Annotated in this window: 7 protein-coding genes; 6 read left to right on the top strand and 1 reads right to left on the bottom strand. The window is 59.1% G+C overall.

The annotated features are described in order from the left end of the window. The first annotated feature begins 230 nt into the window (after positions 1–230). The 6 genes from ssnA to BMZ81_RS13145 all read left to right on the top strand — a co-directional run bounded on the left by ssnA (position 231) and on the right by BMZ81_RS13145 (position 9,030). Positions 231–1,574 (top strand): putative aminohydrolase SsnA, encoded by a 1,344-nt coding sequence (ssnA, locus tag BMZ81_RS13120; protein WP_091132843.1) that lies wholly within the window; start codon positions 231–233, stop codon positions 1,572–1,574. A gap of 18 nt (positions 1,575–1,592) precedes the next feature. Further along, positions 1,593–4,544: a putative selenate reductase subunit YgfK gene (ygfK, locus tag BMZ81_RS13125; RefSeq protein WP_091132846.1), complete on the top strand. Its 2,952-nt coding sequence runs from the start codon at positions 1,593–1,595 to the stop codon at positions 4,542–4,544. Between the two features lie 227 nt (positions 4,545–4,771). After that, positions 4,772–5,245, top strand: a complete 474-nt coding sequence (locus tag BMZ81_RS13130; protein ID WP_242942649.1) for an RNA polymerase sigma factor — start codon at positions 4,772–4,774, stop codon at positions 5,243–5,245. Then, complete coding sequence (locus BMZ81_RS13135; RefSeq protein WP_091132850.1) at positions 5,238–6,314, top strand: hypothetical protein; 1,077 nt, start codon at positions 5,238–5,240, stop codon at positions 6,312–6,314. The genes BMZ81_RS13130 and BMZ81_RS13135 overlap by 8 nt, the downstream gene beginning before the upstream one ends. An 87-nt stretch (positions 6,315–6,401) precedes the next feature. Then, positions 6,402–7,331, top strand: coding sequence for an AAA family ATPase (locus BMZ81_RS13140; RefSeq protein ID WP_347498080.1), 930 nt, complete (start codon positions 6,402–6,404; stop codon positions 7,329–7,331). Further along, the gene (locus BMZ81_RS13145; protein WP_143072786.1) at positions 7,312–9,030 is read left to right on the top strand and encodes a vWA domain-containing protein; all 1,719 of its coding nucleotides are present in this window, start codon (positions 7,312–7,314) and stop codon (positions 9,028–9,030) included. The genes BMZ81_RS13140 and BMZ81_RS13145 overlap by 20 nt, the downstream gene beginning before the upstream one ends. A gap of 130 nt (positions 9,031–9,160) precedes the next feature. On the opposite strand, the gene BMZ81_RS13150 is transcribed toward BMZ81_RS13145, so the two are convergent. Next, positions 9,161–9,358, bottom strand: a 198-nt coding sequence (locus BMZ81_RS13150) for a transposase (RefSeq protein WP_177187321.1), incomplete at its 5' end; no start/stop codon positions are given.

Genomic DNA, 9,358 nt, shown 5'->3' on the forward strand with positions numbered 1-9,358 from the left:
TTAACAGAGTGCACAAAATTCCCTTCCAAATTTTCCACTTGCATTTTAGCAAGTTTCACGCTACAATACAAGTACAAGCAAAGAATGATAGCTGCAACGTAGTGCCGCGCGCACGGGCTGACACCTATCATTCCGTTTTGATGGGTGTTTCAAGCCAAAGCCGGTTTGAGACGCCTTTTCTTTTTCATTCAGCAAGCAGCTTATCTGCGGGAAAATAAGGAGGTTTTACGATGATTTTACTGGCAAACGGAAAGCTCATCACCCGGGATCCCGGCGGCACCGGCTACTATCCCGATGGCGGCGTCGTCACGGACGGCGGCAAAATTCTGGAGGTGGGCAAAACTGCCGATCTGAGGACCAAGTATCCTCAGGCGGAATTCGTGGACGCCAAGGGCGGTATCATCATGCCCGGTCTTATCAACGCACACACCCATATTTATTCCGCCCTGGCCCGGGGCCTTGCCATTGACGGCTTCAACCCCACGAATTTCTATGAGGTTCTCGACGGCCAGTGGTGGTATATCGACCGGAATCTGGATCTGGAGGCCACGAAAGCCTCCGCCCAGGCACTGGTCATTGACAGCATCAAGCAGGGCGTCACCACCATTTTTGACCACCACGCCTCCTTCTGTGAAATTCCCGGTTCTTTGCTGCAGATTGCCCAGGTGACAAGGGAATTCGGCATGCGGGCCAGCCTGTGCTATGAGGTCAGTGACCGGGACGGCGAGGAGAAGTCCCTCCAGTCCGTCCAGGAAAACAAGAACTTTATCGACTACTGTGAGAAAAATCCCAGCGATATGCTGAAGGCCATGTTCGGCGGCCACGCCCTGTTCACGATTTCCGACAAGACCTTTGACCGGATGCAGGCAGCCAACAATGGCCGGGTCGGCTACCACATCCATGTATCCGAGGGTATGAACGACGTGTATGACAGCCTCCAGAACTACGGCCGCCGTCCTGTTCAGCGGCTCCAGGACCACGGCATTCTGGGCGAAAAAACCATTCTGGGCCACTGCATCCATGTGAACACTGCTGAGATGGACATCATCAAGGCAACAAACACCATGTGCGTCAACAACCCCGAGAGCAATATGGGCAACGCCGTTGGCATCTCCCCCGTGCTGCAGCTCTACAAAAAGGGCATTTTGATCGGCATGGGCACCGACGCCTACACCAACGACATGCTGGAATCCATCAAAGTGGCCCTGTGCTCCCAGCGGCACAATGCGTGCCTCCCCGGCGTGGGCTGGTGCGAGGTCACCGACATGCTGTTCAAAAACAATGCCAAAATGGCGGAGCGGTGCGGTTTTCCCACTCTGGGCGTGCTGAAACCCGGCGCGGCGGCAGACGTCATCGTCATGGACTACAAGCCCTATACCCCGTTCTCCGATGCCAATATCGACGGCCACATGCTCTTCGGCATGACGGGCCGCCAGTGCCAGACCACCATGATCAACGGCAAAATCCTGATGCGGGACCGTGTCCTTACCGAAATTGACGAAGAGGCCGTCAATGCCCACATCCTGGAAAGCAGCAAGCGGCTGTGGGGCCGCCTGAACCACCGGGAATATTAAATAGGAGGAACATATCCGATGTCTGAACTGATGACCCCCATTCCCTTCCGGGAATTGATGACCTGGATCACCACTGAATATCAGCGGGACGGCTCTGTATTCGGCGTTCACAAACCCTATCGGGCGGGTGTGAAGAAGCTGCCCATCTTCGGCGAGACGATTGAAACGCCCTTCGGCCCCGCCGCCGGACCCAACACCCAGCTGGCGCAGAACATCATTGCCGGGTATTTCGGCGGCGCCCGGTTCTTTGAGCTGAAGACCGTCCAGAAGATGGACGGTGCGGAGCTGGCCGCCTGTATTTCCCGCCCCTGCATTCTGGCGGAGGACGAGTGCTACAACTGCGAGTGGAGCACGGAGCTTTACGTCCAGCAGGCCTTCGAGGAATATGTGAAGGCCTGGTGCGCTCTGAAAATTATGGCAAAGGTCTATGGTCTCGGTGACCCCAATGGGTTTGTGTTCAACATGTCCGTGGGCTATGACCTGGCCGGTATCCAGGGGGAGAAAATCGACGCTTTCCTGAACGGTATGATCGACGCCTCCGCCACCCCCATCTTCCAGGAGTGCATTGCTGTTTTGAAGGAGTTTTTCCCCCAGGAGAGCGCCTATATCGACGCTATCACGCCCCACGTCTCCGGCAGTGTGACGGTTTCCACCCTTCACGGCTGCCCGCCGGACGAGATTGAGCGCATTGCCAGCTACCTCCTTAAAAAAAAGCATCTGCACACCTTCGTCAAGTGCAATCCCACCATTCTGGGCTACGAGACCGCCCGCACCATTCTGGACGGCATGGGCTATGACTACATCGCCTTTGACGACCACCATTTCAAGGAGGACCTGCAGTACGAGGATGCAGTGCCCATGTTCCGCCGCCTGCTGGCCCTGGCGGCATCCTGCGGGCTGGAATTCGGCCTGAAGCTCTCCAACACCTTCCCCGTGGATGTGAAGGCCGGCGAGCTGCCCAGCGAGGAGATGTACATGGCGGGAAAGAGCCTCTTCCCCCTGACCTGCACCATGGCGGCCCGCATCGCAAAAGAGTTCGGCGGCAAGCTGCGCATTTCCTACGCCGGCGGCGCCGACGCGTTCAACATCGACAAGCTCTTTGCGTGCGGCATCTGGCCCATCACCATGGCCACCACCGAGCTGAAGCCCGGCGGCTACCAGCGGTTCAAGCAGATTGGCGACAAGCTGGACGGCCTTGCGTTCCGTCCCTTCACCGGCGTGGACGTCACCGCCATCGAGGCGCTGGCCCTCTCCGCCCGGACGGACAAATACCATCTGAAGGACATCAAGCCCCTGCCCCGGCGGAAGCTGTATGAAAAGGTTCCCCTGGTGGACTGCTTCACCGCCCCATGCAAGGGCGGCTGTCCCATTCAGCAGGACATTCCCGAGTATATCGAGCTGTGCCGCAAGGGTGCCTATTTCTCCGCGCTGGAACTGATTACCGAGAAAAACCCACTGCCCTTTATCACCGGCACCATCTGCGCCCACCGGTGCCAGACCAAGTGCACCCGGAACTACTATGACGAGTCCGTGCAGATTCGCGCCACCAAGCTGGTGGCAGCGGAGCAGGGCTACGACGCCCTGATACGAAAGCTCACCAAGCCCGCCCCGGCGGACACCAATGCCCGCGTGGCCATCATCGGCGGCGGCCCCACCGGCATGGCAGCAGCCTATTTTGTGGGCCGGGCCGGCATTCCCGTCACTGTTTTTGAGCGCTCCGACCGCCTGGGCGGCATCGTCCGCCAGGTGATTCCCGCCTGGCGCATCCCCGATGCCTCCATCGACAAGGACGAGGCACTGATGCGGAAGATGGGCGTGGAGGTAAAGCTGAACACCCCTGCTCCCTCTGTAGCCGATCTGAAGGCCCAGGGCTACACCCATATCTTCTTCGCTGTCGGCGCCTGGAAGGCCGGTAAGCTGGATATTCCCGGCAACGTAGTGCCCGTCATCGGCTGGCTGAAGGATCTGAAGGCCGGCAAGGACGTCTCCCTTGGCCATGTGGCCGTGGTGGGCGGCGGCAATACCGCCATGGATGCCGCCCGGGCAGCTTTGCGGGCCGGGGCCGCCTCCTCCACTCTGGTCTACCGCCGGACAAGGAAATACATGCCTGCCGACGCAGAGGAGCTGGAGCTTGCCATCGCCGACGGCGTGCAGTTCCTGGAGCTGGTAGCCCCCGTGGAGCAGAGGGACGGCCGCCTAGTCTGTGAGAAGATGCGCCTGGGCGAACCCGACGAAAAGGGCCGCCGGAAGCCCGAGCCTACCGGCGAGCGGGTGGAGATTCCCTGCGATACCGTGATTTCCGCCGTGGGTGAACGGGTGGATTCCGACCTCTTCACGCAAAACGGCATTGAAGTGGACGCCAAGGGTATTCCCGACTTCAAGACGAATCTTCCCGGCGTCTATGTGGGCGGCGACGCCATGCGCGGCCCCGCCACCGTGGTGGAAGGCATCGCAGACGCCCAGGGCTTTGCCAACGCGCTTCTCGGTGAGGCGCACGCATACAGCATTCCCGTCCGGGCCACAGCCACCCGGGAGGAGGCCATCGCCAAGAAGGGCATTCTCTGCGAATCCGCCAAGTGCGAAGGTGACCGGTGCCTGACCTGCAACGTGGTATGCCAGGTCTGCGCCGATGTGTGTCCCAACCGTGCCAATGTGGTCATCGAGCTGCCGGACGGACGGCATCAGATCCTGCATGTGGACCGGATGTGCAATGAGTGCGGAAACTGCGCTGTCTTCTGCCCCTATGACTCCGCCCCCTACCGGGATAAGTTCACCCTCTTCCTGGACGGCAACGGCTTCTCTGAGAGCGAGAAGAACGCCGGCTTCCTGCCGCTTGGCGGACATAAGGTCCTGGTGCGGCTGAACGGCAGGGTGACGAACGTGGATCTGGATCAACCCAACGATCTGCCCGCGGATATTGAGGTATTTATTTTGACGGTTTTGAACAAGTATGCCTACTTGATCGGATAAAACCGGCTTCCCTTTCCCCGGATGGCGTGCCATCCGGGGAATTTTTTATCGCTTGCCTGCAGCAAGCCATAAAAACGGCATGCGCCGCTTCGCGGTACGCCGAACATCGCAGGCACGGCCACGGGGCGACTGCATGCCGTCAGCAATAGTCTTTTATGCCATTTCAAAATTTTTCATGGTACATACAACATTTTTCTCCCGTTCCAGGTATTCCATGCAGAAAGGAAGTGAGGACACTGGACAACACAGAGGCTTTTGTGCGGCGCCACGCCGGGACCGTCTACCGTCTGGCCTACGCCCGACTGCGCTCCAAACCAGACGCAGACGATGTGTTTCAGGAAGTGTTTTTCCGGTATTTCCGCAGCCACCCGGTCTTTGACAACGAAGAGCATGCAAAAGCCTGGCTCATCCGAGTGACGCTGAACTGCTGCAAAAACGTGTGGCAGTCCCCCTGGAGAAAAGACGCGCCGCTGCCAGCGGAACTCCCGGCTCTTTCCCGGGAGGAGTCCCAGTTGGAGGACGCACTGCAGTCTCTGCCGGGCAAGTACCGCATTGTTATCCATCTCCACTACTATGAAGGCTATGCCACGGGTGAAATTGCCCAGATCTTAGGTATTTGCCCTGCCACCGTCCGCTCCCAGTTGGCCCGTGGGCGGGCCAGGCTGGAGTATCTGCTGAAGGGAGAATCGTACCATGAATGAACGCCTATACCGAACCATGAATGACCGGATTGTTCCGGAGGAAACCCTGATCCAAAAGGTCCTGCAGCGTGCCCCTGTGCACCGCCACCTGCCGAAACGGCTGATCGCCGCCATTTTGGCCGCTGTGTTATTCACCGCTCTGGTGGTACCCGCCGCAGCCCAGACCCCAATGGGGTATGCCCTGCTGTATGCCGTCTCCCCCGCTGCGGCTCAGCTGTTCCAGCCGGTGCAGATGCAATGCACCGACGGCGGCGTCACCATGGAGGTGGCCACCGTCCGGGTGGAGGGCAGCACCGCACAAGCCTATATCACGCTCTCCGGCGGTACCGTGGATGAAACTACGGATCTCTTTGACAACTGGTCCTTTCATCTGCCCTTTGATCAAATCGGCCACTGTGAGCGGGCGGGCTGGGATGGGGAAACCCGAACCGTTACCTTTCTCTGCACCGTGGAGACAATGGACGGCAGCCCCATCCCCGCAGGCGGAAAGATGACCTTCTCCGCAGGGTGCTTCCTTTCCGGCAAGGAAACTCTGGAGAACGCAGCGGTGGATCTCGATTTGTCCGCCTGCACGTCGGAGGCAGAAATCGCCCCGGCTTGGGGCGCGGAGGACGATGCCGCCGGAAACACACGGCCATCGGGCCTCTATTACGCCCGCACCGGCGGCGGATACAGCGGCGAGATGGGGAAATTCCTGCTGGACCGCTCCCCCATGCTGCTGCCCGGCACGCCGCTGGCCGAGCCGGCGGAAGGCCTTTCCATCACCGCCGCCGGCTATAAGGAGGGCCTGTTCCACATCCAGGTCTGCCGGGGCAATGCCGCACAGCTTGACAATCACTGCCGCCTGTGGCTGGAGGACGGGGACGGAACCCGCTTGGAAGCTGTGTACAGCGCGGGCTTTGCGGGCGGAACAGATACGGACACCCGGGTGGACTATACAGAGTATGTCTTTGACGTAGAGCCGTTAGAGCTGCAAAATTACGCCCTGTATGGAGATTTTTACACTGCCTCCTCCCTGACAAAAGGTCACTGGAGCGTTACCTTTCCGCTGGCGGAGATGGAGTCTTAACAAAAAAGCGCCCGGAGATTTTCTCCGGGCGCTTGTCAATACCTGGAAACGTGATATGATAGAAGCAATCAAAAAGGAGGGATCCCTATGCTGGATTTTCTGCAGGATGAGGGCGTCAGCCCGAAAATCATAGAGGAAGTAAAGTGTTTTCGTGCCCGGTATCCGGCGGAAGAAACTCTGCGGCACAGGGTTCCGGAGCCCAGGTATCTCTACTACGGCAGAGAGATTTGGGAGGAGGCTATCACGGCCCTTCTCTGCGGGCAGAATCTTCTGCTGGTAGGACCGAAGGCCACCGGTAAGAACGTGTTGGCGGAGAATTTAGCCGCAGTCTTTGGCCGCCCCAGTTGGGATGTTTCCTTTTATATCAACACTGACGCCGCCACACTGCTTGGCACCGATACCTTCCGGGACGGCGAGGTATCCCTGCGTAAGGGTCCCATCTACCAGTGCGCTGAATGCGGCGGCTTTGGCATTCTGGACGAAATCAACATGGCGAAGAACGAGTCTCTGGCCGTGCTTCACGCTACGCTGGACTTTCGCCGGACCATTGATATGCCGGGCTATGACCGCATCCGTCTGAACGAGGCCACCCGGTTCATCGCCACTATGAACTACGGCTATGCCGGAACCCGGGAGCTGAACGAGGCACTGGCCTCCCGTTTTGTGGTCATTGATATGCCCGCTATCACCGCAGAGGGGCTGGTAAAGCTGCTGAAGCGGGAGTTCCCCGCGCTGCGGGATGCCTATGCCCAGCAATTCGCCGGGCTCTTCCAGGACATCCAGAAAAAGTGTGACGGCGGCGAGCTCTCCACCAAGCCTCTGGATCTACGGGGACTGTTGGCCGCCGTGCAGCTGATGCACGCGGGTCTGGAGGGCGGACGGGCCCTGGAGCTGGGCCTTGTCAACAAGTCCTTTGACGATTTCGAGCGGCAGCTGGTGGAGGACGTCATCCACACCCGCCTGCCGGAGCATCTGACGGCGGAGGATGTGTTTGCTGATGGAAATTCAGGACAGTGAAAAGCGCCGGGCGCAAAATCTGATTTGGAATGCCGCGGAGGATTACAGCTTTACTCCTGACTTCAAGGCATACGACGAAAACGGCCGGGCCGATCTCTACTGGAACAGTATCATCGGCGCCGCCCGGCGGATCTGCGGCGAAGCAGCTTTGCACACTCTGTTTTCCAGCTTCCATGGATGTCTGGATGAGAGTCTGTATGAGCAGCTGGTATGGCTGGGGCTGGAAAATGCCGTCTACCAGCGGGAAGCCGCCAGACGCCCCGCCCTGCCCGCCCTGCGGCGGAGCTATGCCCGGCGGGTGCTGGCACTCAGCCGGGCAGCGGAGAGCGACCGGCTGCTGGATGTGCTGCAGGAGGCACACTTCCGACGTGCCCTGGGTCAGACGCCCGCGCTGCGTCCCCGGGACCAGGAGATACTGGACGCTTTGGAATTTTCGGGGGATTTGGACGGCGCGGCCTTGACGGAGCAGGCGCTTTGGTTTCTTCGTACCTATTTTGGTTTTGTTCCCGTGGAGACCCAGGCCCGGGAAGCGGAGGAGGAAAAAAAGAAGCGGCGTGTCTTCTCCCTCCGCAAACGGCACCGTGCGGATTTGCCCGCCGTCCGCGGATTTGGCTACGGTTTCGGCGAACATATACTCTCCGAGGGCGGCGGCAAGGATGCCTCTCAGCCCCAGCGGCGGATTACGGATTTGACGGCGGCCCAGAGCGAGGAGGCGCTGCGGGCCTATATCGCCGCCTATTTCGGCACCCCCCTGTATCCTCCCAGGCAGGTGAAAGCCCTGGAGGATGCCCTCTGCGTGGACGGACACAAGGGCTGCCATCTGTATTATGCCAAAGGCGACGCCGTTCTGGACCCCACTGTCCGCGGCTATGCCGGCTCCCAGCGGCGGGCGGCCTTGAAGCAGATGGAAAAAAACAGGGCCGCCTATGAGGCGGACAGCGTCCGCAACCGCAACAGTATTCTCCGGCTTACCGCCAGAATCCGCAACGCTCTGATGGCCTATCTCCAGCCCACGGTGATCCGTTCCGCCGTCGGCACGCTGGATGCCGGGCGAATCTGGCGGGGCGTTTATCTGGATGATGACAAAGTGTTCACCCGTGTCATGCAGTCGGATCCCGGCACCCTGTGCGTGGACCTGCTGCTGGACAGTTCCACCTCCCAGCTGGACCGTCAGGAGACAGTTGCCGCCCAGGGTTATATGATTGCGGAGAGTCTGACCCGGTGCGGCGTCCCGGTACGGGTGTCCTCCTTCTGTTCCCTCAGCGGATACACCATACTCACCCGATACCGGGATTATTTTGAAAAAGACCAGAATCAGCGGATTTTCCACTATTTCACCACCGGCTGCAACCGGGACGGCCTGGCCATCCGGGCGCTTTGCCGGGAGATGGCGGATGCCCCCTGTGAGCACAAGCTGGTTATCCTTCTCTCCGATGCCAAGCCCCATGACGTGAACAAGCTGGTGGACGGTCCCCGCCTTTTAGAGTACGCCGACGAGGCCGGAATCGGCAATACGGCCGCAGAGGTTCGGTCCCTGCTGTATCAGGACATCTCTGTGGTATGTGTATTTACCGGAGATGACGAAGACGTACCCGCGGCCCATACCATCTATGGGCGAAATTTTGCGCGCATCCGCTCTCTGGACCAGTTTGCAGACACTGTGGGTACGCTGATTCAAAATCAAATCCGCAGCCTGTAATCAAAACCACCGGCCGTGCCGGTGGTTTGCACAAGCCCCCTTGGGGCATGCCCTGGGCAGAGCCTATAGGCTCATCGAAAAGTCTGCCAACCGCACGACTTTTCCAGGCTGCTCCTAAAGGGGCTTGATTTTATTTGCCTTCTTTTACTGGCTTACCCGTAAACGGGTCAATATACTCCTGGATGCTCATCTGGTCATCCGTATAATCCTCTTGCAGCTGATTCCTGATATACTGCTCGATTGCCTTCTTGTTTCGGCCAACCGTACTCACATAGTACCCTCTACACCAAAAGTGCCAATTCCCGTACTTGTACTTCATGTTGGCATA

It is taken from the genome of Oscillibacter sp. PC13, assembly GCF_900115635.1.
Taxonomy (GTDB): Bacteria; Bacillota; Clostridia; order Oscillospirales; family Oscillospiraceae; genus Oscillibacter.

What these genes read in the sequence shown, in the direction of transcription:
- ssnA (WP_091132843.1), top strand. Translation starts at nt 231, where the DNA reads ATGATTTTACTGGCAAACGGAAAGCTCATCACCCGGGATCCCGGCGGC.
- ygfK (WP_091132846.1), top strand. Translation starts at nt 1,593, where the DNA reads ATGTCTGAACTGATGACCCCCATTCCCTTCCGGGAATTGATGACCTGG.
- BMZ81_RS13135 (WP_091132850.1), top strand. Translation starts at nt 5,238, where the DNA reads ATGAATGAACGCCTATACCGAACCATGAATGACCGGATTGTTCCGGAG.
- BMZ81_RS13140 (WP_347498080.1), top strand. Translation starts at nt 6,402, where the DNA reads ATGCTGGATTTTCTGCAGGATGAGGGCGTCAGCCCGAAAATCATAGAG.
- BMZ81_RS13145 (WP_143072786.1), top strand. Translation starts at nt 7,312, where the DNA reads ATGGAAATTCAGGACAGTGAAAAGCGCCGGGCGCAAAATCTGATTTGG.